At 35.6% G+C, this 16555-nt stretch carries 16 protein-coding genes; all 16 read left to right on the forward strand.

Translation table 11 applies throughout. From position 1 onward, the window contains the following. The first annotated feature begins 15 nt into the window (after positions 1-15). On the forward strand, positions 16-1176 hold the full coding sequence (locus D0T66_RS13795) for a type VI secretion system membrane-associated complex protein TssK (RefSeq protein ID WP_163357892.1): 1161 nt from the start codon (positions 16-18) through the stop codon (positions 1174-1176). 13 nt (positions 1177-1189) lie between these two features. Then, the gene (locus D0T66_RS13800) at positions 1190-2134 is read left to right on the forward strand and encodes a type VI secretion system baseplate subunit TssG (protein ID WP_221412230.1); all 945 of its coding nucleotides are present in this window, start codon (positions 1190-1192) and stop codon (positions 2132-2134) included. 20 nt (positions 2135-2154) lie between these two features. Then, positions 2155-4014, forward strand: a complete 1860-nt coding sequence (locus D0T66_RS13805; RefSeq protein ID WP_163357894.1) for a type VI secretion system Vgr family protein — start codon at positions 2155-2157, stop codon at positions 4012-4014. Between the two features lie 11 nt (positions 4015-4025). Further along, positions 4026-4196: a hypothetical protein gene (locus D0T66_RS13810; protein WP_163357895.1), complete on the forward strand. Its 171-nt coding sequence runs from the start codon at positions 4026-4028 to the stop codon at positions 4194-4196. Positions 4197-4200: 4 nt separating this feature from the next. Next, a complete protein-coding gene (locus tag D0T66_RS13815; RefSeq protein ID WP_163357896.1) occupies positions 4201-4917 on the forward strand; it encodes a hypothetical protein in 717 nt (238 codons plus the stop codon). A 414-nt stretch (positions 4918-5331) separates the two neighbouring features. Then, positions 5332-5850 carry a hypothetical protein gene (locus D0T66_RS13820; protein ID WP_163357897.1) on the forward strand — a complete coding sequence of 173 codons (519 nt, stop codon included), beginning with the start codon at positions 5332-5334 and terminating at the stop codon, positions 5848-5850. 108 nt (positions 5851-5958) lie between these two features. Then, a complete protein-coding gene (locus D0T66_RS13825) occupies positions 5959-7272 on the forward strand; it encodes a hypothetical protein (RefSeq protein ID WP_163357898.1) in 1314 nt (437 codons plus the stop codon). After that, positions 7269-7883: a hypothetical protein gene (locus D0T66_RS13830; RefSeq protein WP_163357899.1), complete on the forward strand. Its 615-nt coding sequence runs from the start codon at positions 7269-7271 to the stop codon at positions 7881-7883. Before D0T66_RS13825 ends, D0T66_RS13830 begins: the two co-directional genes overlap by 4 nt. Before the next feature lie 137 nt (positions 7884-8020). Beyond that, positions 8021-9109, forward strand: a complete 1089-nt coding sequence (locus D0T66_RS13835; protein ID WP_163357900.1) for a hypothetical protein — start codon at positions 8021-8023, stop codon at positions 9107-9109. Positions 9110-9113: 4 nt separating this feature from the next. Continuing rightward, positions 9114-9599 carry a DUF4280 domain-containing protein gene (locus D0T66_RS13840; RefSeq protein WP_163357901.1) on the forward strand — a complete coding sequence of 162 codons (486 nt, stop codon included), beginning with the start codon at positions 9114-9116 and terminating at the stop codon, positions 9597-9599. 6 nt (positions 9600-9605) lie between these two features. Further along, positions 9606-10241 (forward strand): hypothetical protein, encoded by a 636-nt coding sequence (locus tag D0T66_RS13845; RefSeq protein WP_163357902.1) that lies wholly within the window; start codon positions 9606-9608, stop codon positions 10239-10241. Further along, entirely contained in the window at positions 10234-13788 is a 3555-nt protein-coding gene (locus D0T66_RS13850; RefSeq protein WP_163357903.1) for a toxin VasX, read from the forward strand. Before D0T66_RS13845 ends, D0T66_RS13850 begins: the two co-directional genes overlap by 8 nt. Positions 13789-13790: 2 nt before the next feature. Beyond that, on the forward strand, positions 13791-14621 hold the full coding sequence (locus D0T66_RS13855; RefSeq protein ID WP_163357904.1) for a hypothetical protein: 831 nt from the start codon (positions 13791-13793) through the stop codon (positions 14619-14621). A 19-nt stretch (positions 14622-14640) separates the two neighbouring features. Next, positions 14641-15510, forward strand: coding sequence for a hypothetical protein (locus D0T66_RS13860; RefSeq protein WP_163357905.1), 870 nt, complete (start codon positions 14641-14643; stop codon positions 15508-15510). 25 nt (positions 15511-15535) lie between these two features. After that, on the forward strand, positions 15536-16033 hold the full coding sequence (gene tssO, locus D0T66_RS13865) for a type VI secretion system TssO (protein WP_163357906.1): 498 nt from the start codon (positions 15536-15538) through the stop codon (positions 16031-16033). 4 nt (positions 16034-16037) lie between these two features. After that, a complete protein-coding gene (locus D0T66_RS13870; protein WP_163357907.1) occupies positions 16038-16550 on the forward strand; it encodes a type VI secretion system transmembrane protein TssO in 513 nt (170 codons plus the stop codon). Positions 16551-16555 lie beyond the last annotated feature (5 nt).

Here is a 16555-nt window from a genome sequence, read left to right on the forward strand (position 1 = left end):
TAATAATCAAATATAATGCAAGAAAAAAAACATGAATATCGGTTGGTAAACTGGACAGAGGCGATGGATGTGAATACAGCACATCTGGAGCAGACAGAAAATTATTTTATAGATCGCCTTTGTGATATGCAACAGACATATTTGACAAGTTATAACTATGGTCTTTTACCATCTCCAAATAAGCTATATGATTCATCAGAATTTGATATTAGTGAACGTGTTACAGGAAAAGTCGAAATTCGTCTTTGGCGGTGTAATGCAATAACTTCCGAAGGATGCCGTATTTCATACAATCCACCTCAGGATAATTATCTGCTTTACACTCATTCGCTGGATAGAGATAACAATGAAAAAGGGGGCTCTGATGTACAATATTGGGATGTGATACTGACGGTTGATCCTTATAAACGGATTCCAACAGGTATTCCTAATGAAGAAATTCCTCCCCGTCATCCGGATGTAAGTGAGTATTATCAGATTTCTATTGTACCACAAGGAAAGAACAACAATGAGCAGCTCGGTTTTTACCATTTGGTTATTGGGCGCATCCGTCAGCGGGGAGAACATTTTGAAGTGGATACAAATTACATTCCTCCATGTACTTGTATCAGTAGCCACTCTGAACTATTGCATTACTACGAGTGTTTTGGAAGTTATCTGAATGATATCGAGCGTGCATCCAAGCTAATTATTGCCAAAGTTCGTAATCGGACACAGAATTCACCAATCGCTAATCATATTTGTTCTGTGTGCGAGAATATGATGTCATATATTGCTTCCATCTATTTTCGATACAGAAATATGGGAAAAGATGCTGCACCGGTTGAAATCGTTAATTATTTTTCTACATTATCTCATATTTGTTTTTCCAGTTTAAACTATATCAATAAAACAGAAAAAGAGGAGTTGCTGAAATACTTTTATGAATGGAGTGATATAACTCCCGGCTCGTTTGAAGAACTACTTTCCGGCACACTGAGTATTATCTATGAACACCATGGTATTCGTTCTGTAATGTTGCAAGTAGAGAGTTTCCTACGAATAATATCTGAATTATGGATGAAACTAAGTACACTTGAATATATCGGACAACATAAAGAAAATATTATCGTCTCCGAAAGGGTACATCAAAGTACGACATCTTCCGCCAAAGGTGGTTGGACAATTTTAGATTGATTTTAAAATTACAATGATGAAAACAAATAAGGTACATACAATAGAAAGTCTCAATACACTTGATACGGATTTCAAGACTGAGGCTATTGTTGCAGGGTTGGTTGAAAACGGACAGGATGAAGAGAGAACTGTAATTGTACGCCAACGCGGAAATAAGCGTAATGTTTCGAAAGATATTCATAAGATTGGATATATCTACTCGAACTATGATCTATTGGAATATCTGTATGTTTATACGAACAGATCTGGCATATATGATTCATTGCCGGAAGGTATCTTTCATCAGCCCGAAAGTGGTATGCATCAGCGTGATGCAGAAGATATTATTTCGAAGATCAGAAGCCAGCGAGATGAGGAGAATCAAGCCCGTCATTTTTTTCAACCCTTTGAGATCGCAATAGATCAGGTACTTGTTGATGCACAGTTATATGAATTGAAATTTGATAAAGCCCATATTCACGATAATTTGCGTGAGATATTCAAAGAACAGTGGCATATTTTGCAATATATGACTCTTAAACAGGCTTTGTTATTTATCAGAATAGTTCCATCCATACCGGAAATATTACAAAGTTATTTCCAAATGGCAACAGCAATGGGTATTATTCTCGGTTGTCCTGTAAGTATCCGGGAGGGGCAAAAATCAAGGCTTAAACTTTCACCAGGAGAAAAAAACGGATTAGGTCAATGTCAGCTGGGCGTTAACTTTGTATTGGGCAGATCTGTTGAAAGTAGTAATCCGGATTTGGATATTACTATCGGACCGGTAAGTACGGAAGAAATGAAATCATTCCAATCAAACGGTTCCAACAAGCAAATATTGACAAGATTGATAGATATGCTTATACCTTTTGACAGGAACAAAAATATAAATTATAAGTTGTTCGATACCCATGCCAAATTCAGGTTATCAGGAAAAGGGCATACTGCATATTTGGGAATAAATACAAAATTATAAACTTTATAAACTAAAACGATATGGCAGCAGGATATTCACAGGATGAAAAGATAAAAACAAGTGCTTTTGTATATATTGAAGGAAATCAGGTCGATTATGAAAACCTCACACTCGAGCAGTCTTTTTCGGAACATCATACCTTCACGGTTGTAATGGATTATGACAGGATGAAGCATGATTTTATGCGAAATCCGTTGGAACATATGAAATTAATAGGACGTTTTTTGGATATAGAGATACAACAAGGTGATGATAATGCGAATGCTTATGTTTTCAGAGGGATTATCAGCGATGTCCACCATTGGGGAAATGAAGGTAAGCATGGCTATTTGGTATTATCAGGAAACAGCCCGACGATCTTGTTGGAGAGAGGGGAACGCTACGATATATTTTGTGATATGACCCTTCAACGTGTATTTGAAGAAGTCACAGAGGGAATTATCAATAAAAAAGACCGGCTACCTTGTGTTAACAACCCTGTTTATAATGGTCAGTTACGTTTCTTGATGCAGTACCAGGAAAGTGATTGGGATTTCTTGCGACGTTTATCCTCTATCACGGGTGAAACGTTGTATTATACAGGAATGGATCTTGTATTTGGTACGCATAGGGAGTGGGAACCTATTAAGGTTACATATGATAAGGAAATTACAAGTTTCAGGTTTGGTTCGAAACTATTGGCCAATAATTTTAAACGTTATCAATATTTGCCGGAAAATGATGATACTATCAGTCAAGATGCTCCCGAGCGTATTGATGATGCTGATGAATATGTAAAATCTGCTGCGGAAAGAAGCCGGGAGTTAACAGAGAAACGCCCTATTGTAGCACCGTTAAGTATATCTGTAGATGATATAGGGGCTTTGACAGAATTGGTTGGCCATGAAAAAGTAAGTAATGCATCACAAACAGTATATATACAGGGAGAGGCTAAAACATGTGCTCCCCGTATAGGACGTTTATTGACAATCGAGATGCCTTCCAATATGCCGGATGCAAGTGATTTAGGAACATATCGCATAACCAAGGTAAAGCATACTGTAAATGGCCGTTTTACTTATAATTGCGAATTTGAAGGAATACCAGCAGACCTTAAATTCTTACCTACTGCCGGAGTGAAAGCTCCTATTGCGGAATCCATCAGGGCAACAGTTATTCGTAATGATGATCCGCAGGGGCAAGGACGCGTAAGAGTGGAGTTCCCGTTTGCACAAGATCGGGCGAGCGAAGTATGGCTTAGGGTAATGACACCAAGTGCCGGATCGAGCGATGCGGTCGAAACAAATAGAGGAATGGTCTTCGTCCCTGAACAGGGAGATCAGGTAATGGTTGGTTTTGAGTTTGGAGACCCTAATCTGCCATATGTAATGGGATCGATGTTTCACGGAAAGAATGGAACGGGAGGCGGAGCCAATAATGCGGAAAAGAGTATTATTACACGCAGTGGTATAAAAATCGTCTTCAATGACGATCAAAAATCTTTACATATCGAAGATCCCAGTGGTAATACTTGGGATATGGATGGCGATGGTAATATTGCTGTTAATGCGCCAAAGAATATGACTATTATTGTGGGTGAGAATATGGATGTTACTGTGGGTAAAAATATTTCGGTGACTGCAGGTGAAAATATATCGGTAGATGCTGGACAGAATATTGATGAAACTGCGGGTGGAGATATTAATCAGACGGCAAGCAGGGATATTACAGAAACGGCTGATAATAAAACTGAGATGATAGAGAAAGATTATAAGAGAAATTCTAAGGCATCTAATGAAGTCGCGCAGCAAGTTACAGTTTTTAGCTCTAAAGAGAATATGACATTACAAAGTGGGAAAACAGTCTTATTAAATAGTGCGGAAAAAAGTAATCTGTTCTAAAATAATTAGTTATGGCAATAAATAAACGTGCAAAAAATCTTATTATTAAGATGAATGATAAATATACCTCTAATTCTGGTAGCTTGATAAAGTATGCAGAGAGTGTAAATATAGAGTCTACGAAAGAGAATTTATCATTGAATTGCAATAAGAAAATTGTTTCACAAGGCAACAAAGAGTGATATTATGACATCGATTCAATTTGGAACATATACGCCACCACAAGAAGAAGTAGTAAAAGAGGAAAAAGGAGGAGTTAGAATTGTATTAAATTTAGATGGAGGGAGTGACATTTATGATTCGGCAAAAACACGAAAAGCTGAAATTGAGGAAAAATATCCCAAAGACAAGTTAATTTATATAACAGATGGTAATCTAGGAAATTTAAAGAAAATTGTTGAGTCAGAAGTAAAGAAAGCTCAAAAAGAAGGCTACGGAAAAACATATGAATTTAGTGTATTTGGACATTGTGGCTCTGCGAATGGACCTGTAGGGAATTATGATGAAGCAAATACTCTTGACTTGTTCCAAGAAACAGGTGATCCTTTTGATAAAGGACAGCTTCAAAAAAAAGCGTGGAAAGATATTAATTTTAATTTTGATAAAGATGCTAGTGTTGCTGCATTTTACGGTTGTAATAGTTTACCTTGGGCAGAAACATTTTTATCATTGCAGCCAATGGTATTGCATTCAGGAGGATTAGCAGGTGGTGCTGGAGGGAGTTATTCCACAAAAGAATTTGATCAAACTATTCTTAATGTTTGGGGTAGTAAAGTATATTTAAGAACAGTTGCCGATGGAAAAATACTTCCAGTTTATTATTATACAAGAGGAGAGTATGATGAAGGAGGAGATTATTTAAAAGAGAAGGAAACATGGGAAAATTTAACTATAAAAAAATAACTGTATATATATTGATGTATTTTATCACTTTTGGAGGATATTTGGTTACTTCATTTTTATTCAATATGATAACAGCCAATTATAAATTTTCATTAGGTTATCCTATTTTTTATTACAGACTTGAAGTAGAAAGTACACATCAATATGGAACAAATCCAATTTCTTTTTTTATAAATATACTGATAGGATTCATATTGTTTTTCTTTTTTAAATTTATTTTTTTTCGTAAGACTAAAGCTTGAAAAGAAAATAATGTAAAGAGTATTTCACAAGGTAATAAAGAGTAATATTATGACATTGATTCAATTTGGAACATATACGCCTCCCAAGAATGAGGAAGCTGAAGAAAAAAAACAGAAATAATTGAGGGCTATTGGGTTAATGAAGAAGGTGAAAAAATAACTTATGCTTACCTTGATGAAGTATTTTATTTACATATTTTTTAATATAATTCTTTTTTCTAGTTGTGTTCAGAATAAATCAATAAAGAAAGAGCTATTACTAAATCAGGCAAATATTAAAGAAATAGTAGAAAGAGTCGAAATTATGATTTTTGTTGATGGTAATTATTCTGAAAATATAATAATAGAAATTAACGATGTGAAAGGAGTAATGGAAAATAGGACATTCTATAATGTAGATGGTTGTGCCGAATATTTTTATAAAAGTGGCTCTGAAGGTTTTATATTATATGCTTTAGTTGATAAAGAAGGATATTTAAGATTTGATGAAAAAATGAAAAATTATTGTGTGGAGTTAAGAAGAGACGAAAATATTATTATTGATAAACATAATACTGTTGATACTATAAGAGGTTTCGTCGTGTACGAAAAACAAAAAATAATGGTGAAGATTTGTGATTATAATAAATTAATGAATAGTTCAAAAGATTCAATAGAGGGTCAAAGAATGGTTATTTATGTCTATAAATGAACGAGCCTTCAAAAAATGCTAGAAATGATTATATCGAATCTACAAAAGAGAACCTATCATTGAATTGTAATAAGAAAATTGTTTTACAAGCCAACAAAGAGTGATATTATGACATCGATTCAATTTGGAACATATACGCCACCTCCTGAGAAAAAGAAATTATTAATTGTGAAACTGGAGGGACCTTTTGATCAACAAGGAGATAAGGTAGAGAATCCTGTTGCAGGTCATAAGTACATATTTAAAGCTTATACAGATACAATATCTCCGGATCAAATTACTTTCGCTCCTCCGAAGGCAAAATGGGGAAAGTTGGAAAAAGACAAAATTGTGGAGATAAAAGAAGAGCTTTTTTCGTTTCAAGGAAGAGGGGTATTTGATTCTACTCAAAATTGCTACATATATGCAAGAGAACTTACTTATGAACATATGCTGCTATATGCATATTTGGACTCTCCGTCCGATAAAGTAAGTCTTCTCTTAGGTGCTGGTGCTAAAGGTTTTCAATATAAGGGGACAAAGAAATGGGGACAGTTACAAATAAATGATGATTCTATCTCCGGTATACAGAAGAACCGGCGTGATGTATATAGCAGCCATGATATGGCAGGAGTATTAGGTGCTGATACAATAGACCGATTAAAAAAAGAAACGGAAGAAAATGTTCGATTGTTGTACGAAGGTAAAGGCGCATTAAACTTGGGTACAAGAGATGTATTAAAAGAGGATACAGCTGATCTTATAATAGAAAACTTTTATACTGGAGGAGGAAAAAAAATAAGTTTTGATGAAAATACTCGAATATCAAAAGATTTAGCTTTTAACCAGGTTTTCAAACAGTATTTCAATAATTATTTGGAGATAATAAAAGAGATATTGGAGAAGCATGATATTAAAACGATAGAAAAGACAGCTATAGAAAAACTATTTAGAGATAAAAAATGGACTATCACTCCCAATTTTTCAAAAATAGGAGAAATGTACGTTCGTTCTGTACGAGAAGGTAAACACGAATTTTATGGTTTAATGGGAGGAACGCAAACTATAAAAGTAGACTTGGATATAAGGGAAATAACTAATAATACATATAAAGTAGAAACAAGAATGTATATAGGAGACTGGTATGGTTCTGATTGGGGAGACATTTATCAAGGTAAATCTTTTGATGAAATTTTTGCAGAAAAGAGAGAGAAACAAAACTGGTTCGGAAAGCAAGCCCTCTTTGAACAGACATCAAATGCAGCACATTCAGAATTTCAGTTACAGAAAACGAAATATTTAAAAGGATATATTCCTTCTCTTAATGCATTCTTTATGTTACAGCATTATTTTGGTTCAGGAAATAAATATCGACCATTCGAAACTGAAATAATCTATAAATCGGAGAATATTTTAACGATAAATGGACAAGCGACTAGATGAAAAAGATTATTATTTCCTTATTTGTTGTTATTTGTCTTATTGCGATAGCTTTTGCTATTCGAAATACACTTTATAATAGGTCGAATAAAGAACCGCATATCTATCATTTGCAAGATGTATATAATTGTACATATTATGTATATCCTGAATTCAGAGATGAATATTCTTATATTAAATATTTGTTTGATTTCTCAAATGAACATCCCGGTACATTAGTTATAGTTGGGAATGAGAATGATGTATCTTTTGAAGATGGAATAGATTACATTAATGAGTCGAATAGAAAGAATCCTTACTTCTTTTTTTCCAGACCGGATTCTTCGGCTTTATGTTATGAACGTATAAGAGTAAGCTTTCCTCAAAAAAAAATAGATTTTCGTATAATAACTGACTCTGTAAATAATATAGAACGAAAAAAAATAAAAGCAGATTTTGAAAATATAAATGTAAATATTTTGCAAAACTTCTTTGACTATTCTTCAGACATTGATTATAAATCAAGGAAAAGTAACAATTATTATATTTATGAGCTGTATAATCATTCAGATATACTGTTCTTTAAGCAAATGTATACTGATTATGGTAAATATTTTACAGTAAAAATATATTAAAGTTTGTGATATAGAAATTCTCAGGATTTACAAAAATAAGTAGAAAATATTGATCCATATTTTGATTCTATTTAATTTTTTATAAGATGAGGATAAAAAAGAGTAAGAAAAAACGTTCGACAATTAAAAGATATAAGATGAAAGCTCCGCATCCAAAATACAGGGTAAAGAAAACCGATACTATAACTGTAATTACAGAATTATTTGGTATAGCTGAAGAAATCTGGAAAAGATACCATAATAATATGTGTCGTCTGGATGATGTTATAAAAGATAATTTACCTGAATATCTGGAAGAAATTTATTTATTACCTGAATTATGGGATAGAGTAAAAGAACTTAATGTGGTAGAAGAAAGTATTTCTAAAGTGGTTGCTATATCTCAACAAGTATCATTTGGTTATGGTAATACATTGTTAATGAAATTCTACCCCGAAACTTTTGCTTATAAAGTGACTCTTCTTCTAATAAATGGACCAAAAGAAAATAAAATAGAATACCATGTTTCAATAAAATGGATTGAGAAACAAGAAGATGTCTTTCTTCTTGAAATAAATAAGTTATATGAAACCTATAAGATAAATAAACAGAAACCGGATCTTGTAGCCGATGAATTAGCTATAAAAGTTGCATCAGTATTATACCCTCTGGAGTTAGCAGTTACACGTAAAGACGGAATTATAGATATTAATAATGTTGAAGAAATACAAAAACGTTGGGATAAAACAAAAGAAGAAATTTTAAATTATAATGAGGGTGAGATTGTTGAAAAGTACATATCTCTAAATGAGAAAGTTTTAAAAGATGAGGATGCCTTATTAAATAGCTTACGAAACGATTGGTTTCTCCATGCATATTTTAATGATATATATCAAACTTATACATCAGGATATTCAATTAATAATATTATAAATGTGCCATTTATTCTTGATACGGAAGGTATCGAATATTCGGTACAACAAACAATCCATAAAGATTTGGATCGAAACGGTCATATAAATATAATAATAAAAGGAGAAGTTTCTGATACGAGATCTATTGATGATCTGGAAAATAAATTGGAGTACAATCGATATCCATCAGAATCTCCTTTAAAAGGAGAATATGATGCCCTTTATATTATTGAACCGGAATTTAATACAATAGAAGAAATTAAACTTAATACAAAACTTGATTTGGAATATCAAAAGATAATTGATATACATATAGTCAAAATAAAAAAATAAGGTTATGAGTAAAAAGGCTATAGTTGTACAAGGCGCAACATGTAAATGTCAGTTTGGTAGTGCTCCCGATAAGATAAAAGTCTTATCTCATAATAAGGAGTACGCTAATGATTCGCAAGGGTCTAAAAAGTTGATTGTAACTACAATGGAAATTGGCGGGGCGACGCTTGAAATGAATTGTTTCGGAACATGCCCTAAACTGGGGAGCCCTCCACCTCCATGTAAGCCAGTAATTACCGAATGGCAGGATTATTATGAAGAGGTAACCCTAAGCAATGGTGGAAACATTATCTTAGAAAGCAGTAAAGCTGTATGTGCTATTGCCGGAACTCCATGTATTGAGATAATTCATCATGGACAGATAGCCGAACTGTGTCAGCAGAACTTCGAAAATACAGATGAAGATGTTCAAGGACAGCTAAACCCAATGGTTGACATGAATGAAATGCTTCAGACAGAGCATACTCACAATGGTATTATATCTAAATAAATTGATATGGGATTGAAGATTCAACATCTGCAGGGAGAAGTTAAGTCTGTTTCAAAGAAGGCAGTCGTTTTAATAGCAGGTCAGGAAAATGTTTTCGCGATACCCGATATAGATCATAGCGATATATTGGATGATACTATAGAATGGGTATTGATCTCTCAGAATAAGAAAGATATAAAATCGAGAATTACCAAGAAATCGGATGAGAATTATACAGTTACGATAGATAATTTGACCAGTGGTTCTTATTCCTATCACTTGAAAGCCTCATATATAAGTATCAAGAAAAAGAAGAAAACGATCACGACAGACACTATATGTATATCTGGCGATTGTCCTCCTCGTATTTTGAATATCTCGTCTTCCGTTACAGGAGAATTGAATCCTGGTAATAGCATAAAGGTAGATGCCACATTAGAAGGATTGAATGCTAATGATTTGCTTCTTGAGGTTTACTCCCAAACTGGAGATAAACAGAAAAAAATCCATACCGTAAAAGAAAAATGTATCGAGGGGAAAATCTCATTCTCGATAGATGGATCGAAAACTGCTAAATGGAAACCTAAACCTAAAGAAACTGAGCTGCAGATTCTGATAAAATTATTTGATAAGAGTAACAAAAAATATTTGTGCTATGAGTGATAAAAGCGTTTTACTTCAATATACAGTATCTAACAAGGTCACTTCTCCGGAAATGCCTGCGGTGGGAGGCACGTCTGTACTTACTATTGAAAAGGAATCTGCATCGACAGACTCCTCAATCGTCGACGATAGTGACGAACCGATAAAAGGCATTCCGTTTACCTTTAGCCGTTGTGGCTTGAGTTACACTCTTGATAAAACGGATGAAAAATTACCCGCTTCGGCTCCAGCCATAGCTAATTTTATCTATGGAGCATTCTCTTTCGGCTCGGGTGGTGGATTTTTATATATATTATTTGAAAACCGGGATAACCATTGGCGCGAATATTATATATCTACCGAAGGGACAACCTTATTTTGCCCTATCGTCTGGGAATCTTTCAGTCCGGAGGATACGACACCTAGAGAGCCGATAAAGCAAGGTAAAACGTTTATAGAATTCAAAGAAGATGATGTCGTTTGGATTGCCTATTCGGAAACGCAATGGAGCCGGAAGCAAGTACTGAATATGATGGCCGATAAATCTGCTATAAAGAAAAGATTTCAGAAAATAGATGTTGCCGATTGGCTTGGAAATAACCCTCTATCTGATAACGAACAAAAGAAAGAAACAAAAATATTGGATGATATTGATAACCCCGGATATTATTATACCTATGGAGTAACGCCAACAACTAATGATAACGTCATGTATTCGTTTGCGTTAAATGATCCGTTTGGTGCAGCCGATGATATTGCCGATATGCTTGAAAAAGAGCACCTGATCCTCAGTGGCCTTATTGCTTCGCTCAACAATTCTCATTCTGTTGACTTCAAATATCGCGAGATGGCAAATAAAGGTTTCGATGTGTATAAAGAATACTTTGAGAAACATACTGCGGGCGAAAATCCTGACCAGTACAAGGCATTGTTCGATAGTGCATTGGTGCTTAATAATATTTTGTTCAACGAAAAACTGATGAAATTTGCCGACCCTGAGCCAAAGAAAGAACATATCAAACTAAATATAAGGGAAGATATTAAGCGCGAAAAAAACGACATAACGGAAAAAGACCTGAGCAAGGAAGTGGATAAGGCATACGAAAAGATGGAAGACCGATATGATGATATGAAAAAATACATCAAACGCATATCGCCTGATAAGATCAAAAAAGTATTGGCTTATGATGCTCGTGAAAAACTTCGCAAAAAAATAGAAGGGCTTCGCGAATCACTGGCTACAATGTTACGGTCGGCTTACTATCAGAATGCGTTGGTCGATTATTACAACAATTCCGATGGATATACGATCGGGCAGGAAAGATGCCAGAGCCACCTCAAAATACTGGCAAAACTCCCTTGGGAAATAGAACTCTTTATCCAGCCCGAACTGGCTGATACGGAAAACGAATGGGAAAATTTTCTCAAGGAAGCTCTTACGATGGAGGAAACAGTGCCCGACCAACTTGGATACTTGGGTGTTGACGAAAAGGTAGCCCAAGCGGCTGTACATGCGAAACTGATTTCCAAAGTAGAGGTTATAAATGCTCTTGGAGATATCGAAAGATTTAGCTCTTTATCGAGTATGGTTTGCTCTGCTACTATCGGATATATGGAACTATTGACATATGTCAACCGTAAATCTATGATGCGATTAGCTAGTGAAAATGATATACGCCATTTCGAAGATAATGTGCGCAAAGCCTGCCGAAAATTGAGGTATTCGTGTAAAAATTACGCCAAAATAGACGAGTTTTCCGCCGAAGATCTCACCAAAGCCGTAGAATTGATCAGGCAGACAGGAGGCAATATCAGAGAAACGCGTAAAAGCAATAACGGAGGCAAAAACAAGACTAAGATTGTTGGTACTTACGATATCTCCAATATCAATCGTAGCAATCTGGAGCAAACTCTCGAATACAAGAAAATGGTCAAAAACAGTGCTCAAAAGCAGCAATTTTTCGATATCATGGGGCAAATATCCGATGTGATGAATATTTGCAATACGGCTTTAGTCATTGCTACGACCCTCCACAAATATTTCTCTGATGCGGAGGAGTTCTCGATGGATGATTTCAAAGGCCTTGCACGTATCTGTGCCGAAATGCGTACAACGTATCTCGAAGGCAAATCGCTCGACAACACCCGTATCTCCCGCAGAGCATACTCCAAACTGGGTATCAGCAAGGGGCGGGCGACATGGCTCTTGCGCAAGGGGCTTACCGTGACCAAAGCCTTTGGTATAGGTATGCTTGTCTACGACTCCCTCATGATGATATGGGACGGATTCACCTATATGAAAAACGGAAATACCACTCTTGGGCTCGCTAATATAGCCATGGGCTTTATTGTGCTGGGGGTGATGGTAGCAGGAGTTGCAATAATGGGTGCTGTTTTTCTTGTGTCGGCAATGTTTAATATATTTGCACTCATTGTTGGAATTTTTATGCTGATCATGAATTATTTATTTAGCTGGGATCCTTTCGAGCAGTTTTTGCATAATGTTGTATTCTCTAAACGGATCGAATACCCCAATATAGAGCAGGTGTCGCATTACAGCTATAAGAAGTTCCTCGTCGATAACCGCAAGACACTCGCCTTGCCTTACGACCGTGACGAGCTGAACTACAACAAGGACAAGGGTAAGATAGACCTCAGCGACTTCCCCGAAATGTACCGATGGATGATAAATATGATGGTTAACCTGTCGGTGAGACTAAGACTTCCTGAAAAAGCAAAATCATATCTTCCAATTCTCAATAAATGGTTAAATAAGACCTTAAATCCCGAAGATAAAACATATTACTATATGGCTCCTCATATAATTGACCTTCGGTATATGGATGCGATACCCGATACCCGCTTGGAACTGAAGATGATACTCTACCCGCGTGGTTTCTCGGGAGATAAGGAAACCTGCCTTGCTGTGGCGAAGGAAGTCGAACTTGGGGCAATAAGAGACTTTCAGCCGGATTTTCGGTATGCGTTTTCTGCTCCTACCAATATCAAGGGAATGGCGTATAAAGAATGCGAAATTGACTTTAAAAGTAAACTAATAGAAATATTCGATGAGAATGAACATGATAAAAGCCTATTATTTGGAAAATGTCGTTATATCCTGTATATCAGGTTGATATCGAACGATGGCGTATCTGTGTGGCCATCGGACGAAAAAACAAACAAATATATGGCCATTTCAGAACGGATTATTGCAAATGAGAGTGAGTATAAAGCAACAACAATGGGTGGTTTATATACTTATCAGGCGAAAACCCGCTATGAAGGGTATAATAAAGCTATGCAGGACGGTATAGGTGGTTTCTATATCAACGACCAAGCTGTCTATTATGGTACGGAAGAAGAAATCTGCCTGCAGGTAGCAAAGGAAGAAGACAAAGATATTACGCCAAAAGAACTGGAGAAAATGGAGAAAGAACTGGAAAAGAAACGGAAAGAACGTGAAAAGGAAGCAAAGAAATGGAAAGAAACATTAATCATACCGGAAGCAGAACCTACCGAAACCAATCCGATATTGGAAGAACAAAGACAAATAATGGGAGGGAAATAATTATGAAACAGATTATATTATTATTGGTATTACATATATCATTATTTAGCTCTTGTCAGAATAAAAGTGCGACGAACGATATTCCCTATACATTCCACTTAGACGAGAAGACCTATTCGTATAAAGATTACGAAATTATTCCGGGGACAGGATTGGAAACTAATATTTTTCCACTTAACGTCGGCGATTCTGGACTTTTGTTATATTACGCAGGTTTTGGAGACTATTGGCTTGATTTTGTCAAATTGGAAGGAGCAGTGAAAAAATATTCCAAAACAGCCAAAGATAGTAGCCGTCATTATACTTATATCCCTACTTTCGATAAAGACTTAGGTATAGATAATATAAAAGATGTAATTTTCCAATTCAAGGGCTTGAAGAATTACAATCGAAAAATAGATCCTTTCTATTATGATCAAGATACAGCACCAGAAAGTTTGATTGACAATAAAAAAATAGTGTATTCGGATAAAGAACAGGAATTTATTCTGACTTCCGACTACAGACAAGATGAGGAAAACCCCAGATATATCTGCGATATTAGCCTGTTTATGCAGGTGGGAGACAAAAAACAGTGCTTCTTCAGAACCCTTGATAAATTGAATAGGAATCATATATATATATATATATCAGGAGATTATGATGACGATGGGGAGGGGGATTTTATATTGAGAGTTGAGAATTGGGATAATGAGCAAGGGAAGGGATTCATCTATTATCTGCTCTATCTGTCAAGCGAAGCAGAGGCAGAAGAATTGGTCAGGCATGTGGCAACATGTGTAATACCTCAAGTTCGAGGTATTGATCAACCAGTAATCAAAGGTCTTGATTGATATAGGTAGTCAAATAATTATGAAACAGTTTATACTATTTTTATTAATATTACAAGTCGCACTGTTTGCATCGTGCCAAAATAAGAATACGGATAATATTACTGATTCTGAAAATAAAGAATACTTCCTATTTAGATTTGGGAATATAGATTATTCTTATAACGGATATGAAATTGGAGTCGGAACAGCTTTTTCCCAGATATTCCCTTTCTCGAGAGATGAGTCCGGTTTAATGCTCTATCGGGTAAGTTCTGATTACTGCGATAATTTATCAGATAATATATATATACTTGATTCTGTGAAATTTTTGTGTCCGAAAAAAGAGAGGATTGATAGTTTAGACTATTACTCTATTCCCGTTTTTGATAAAGAAATACCAGTTAACGATTTTGACGACGTTGTCTTTCATTTTAAGGGCTTTAAGCAATACAATCATGAATTTGAAGATTTGAGTTTTAACCAACGTACAGAGGACGGAGTACGAAAAGAATTTGAATTTTTGTATAAAGAGAAGACTTATCAGATAAAAAGAGAATTCATTCACAATTACGAATACCGCTTTAATGATACTATGGGTAGTAGTCATAGCATAACCATAGAACAGGGAGACAGAAAGCAATGTATTTTTAAATCAATGGATGAATCGGGAGACATAATAGTCAAATTTCGGTTAATAGGCGATCTTGATGGGGATGATAATATTGATTTCATAATCTATGTAGATGATAATTATGGCTATAATTATTTCATACTCTACCTGTCAAGTGAAGCCGAAGAAGGAGAGATTGTAAAGCATGTGGCAACATCTGTAGTACCTCTTCAAAGGAGGAATACATCAGAACGCCGGATTTATACTCTCAAAGGGAGTACAGAAAGGATAAGGCCTTGATTTAATAAAATAAAAGATAAATAATATGCGTGCTCAGAACAGTAAAGAAATTTATGAAGGCTATTTCCGTTTTGCCGGCTACCTGGTGGCTTGTGTCGCTATCGGAGTATTAGTCTATTGGAGCTTTCTCCAGACATCACGGACTGAAGTTGAACGAATAGTCAATAAAACAGAAGAATACGACCGGATTTACGTACAGCAAATCGAACTGTCATCCCGCATCGATTCCCTGTACAATTACACGACCAAGTTCAATACCAATCTGAATGATGCCCTGCTATCGAACAGTGTCAGCAAACGTAAGCAAGAGATTCTCAACTCCCTTGAGGGGATGGCTAACTCGGATGTGCGTCTGCACAAACGGTTGATGAGCCAAGTCAATACTTTCTTGGCTGTTAAGGACTCTATCCGTACCGCCCGCTCGGAAGAAGACTTGGTAAAAGCCGACCTGGTGAAATGTATGGAAGATAACAAGCAAACCACCCGCAGGCTTACTATCGGGGGAATCACCGTTAATAAATAAAGATATGCACGGAAATAAAAAGAAAAGTACCCAGAACCGTAGGGAAAAGATAATCGGCTTTGTCTATGTCAGCCTGATGTTTATTGTGACAACAGCTATCTGTTGTATGTGCATGTTTTATTACAGGTCGGATGACAAAAGTACAGCTCGCAAGGAATTTGCCATTTCCAAGATGGAACGTATCCGCAGTTTTCAGGATATACAAAGCGAGGAAATGGTTATTATAGACTCCATTTACCAAAAGATCATAGCATTTAATCCCGGTATCAATGCCAGTTACGAAGAGAACGATATCAAATACTACCTGAACGATTTGAAGCGTATTTATGAAAAAAACAGCCACGACGGACGCTATAAAATCTTCCAGCAGACCTCCGGTTTTTACAGCAAGTGGTTCGACGACCGTAAAGAATTGTGGAGCAAACAGCAGAATATAGCCAATTTCCGCAAAAATCTCGAACAATGTGAAATTGGTTTGCAGAAGAAAAAAGAAGATTTGAAAAATACGAAAAACTAACATAA

The organism is Dysgonomonas sp. 25 (assembly GCF_010501075.1).
Classification (GTDB): Bacteria; Bacteroidota; Bacteroidia; order Bacteroidales; family Dysgonomonadaceae; genus Dysgonomonas.

Bases quoted from the DNA above. Each gene is read 5' to 3' on its own strand.
- D0T66_RS13795 (WP_163357892.1), top strand. From the start codon at position 16: ATGCAAGAAAAAAAACATGAATATCGGTTGGTAAACTGGACAGAGGCG.
- D0T66_RS13800 (WP_221412230.1), top strand. From the start codon at position 1,190: ATGATGAAAACAAATAAGGTACATACAATAGAAAGTCTCAATACACTT.
- D0T66_RS13805 (WP_163357894.1), top strand. From the start codon at position 2,155: ATGGCAGCAGGATATTCACAGGATGAAAAGATAAAAACAAGTGCTTTT.
- D0T66_RS13810 (WP_163357895.1), top strand. From the start codon at position 4,026: ATGGCAATAAATAAACGTGCAAAAAATCTTATTATTAAGATGAATGAT.
- D0T66_RS13815 (WP_163357896.1), top strand. From the start codon at position 4,201: ATGACATCGATTCAATTTGGAACATATACGCCACCACAAGAAGAAGTA.
- D0T66_RS13825 (WP_163357898.1), top strand. From the start codon at position 5,959: ATGACATCGATTCAATTTGGAACATATACGCCACCTCCTGAGAAAAAG.
- D0T66_RS13830 (WP_163357899.1), top strand. From the start codon at position 7,269: ATGAAAAAGATTATTATTTCCTTATTTGTTGTTATTTGTCTTATTGCG.
- D0T66_RS13835 (WP_163357900.1), top strand. From the start codon at position 8,021: ATGAAAGCTCCGCATCCAAAATACAGGGTAAAGAAAACCGATACTATA.
- D0T66_RS13840 (WP_163357901.1), top strand. From the start codon at position 9,114: ATGAGTAAAAAGGCTATAGTTGTACAAGGCGCAACATGTAAATGTCAG.
- D0T66_RS13845 (WP_163357902.1), top strand. From the start codon at position 9,606: ATGGGATTGAAGATTCAACATCTGCAGGGAGAAGTTAAGTCTGTTTCA.
- D0T66_RS13850 (WP_163357903.1), top strand. From the start codon at position 10,234: ATGAGTGATAAAAGCGTTTTACTTCAATATACAGTATCTAACAAGGTC.
- D0T66_RS13855 (WP_163357904.1), top strand. From the start codon at position 13,791: ATGAAACAGATTATATTATTATTGGTATTACATATATCATTATTTAGC.
- D0T66_RS13860 (WP_163357905.1), top strand. From the start codon at position 14,641: ATGAAACAGTTTATACTATTTTTATTAATATTACAAGTCGCACTGTTT.
- tssO (WP_163357906.1), top strand. From the start codon at position 15,536: ATGCGTGCTCAGAACAGTAAAGAAATTTATGAAGGCTATTTCCGTTTT.
- D0T66_RS13870 (WP_163357907.1), top strand. From the start codon at position 16,038: ATGCACGGAAATAAAAAGAAAAGTACCCAGAACCGTAGGGAAAAGATA.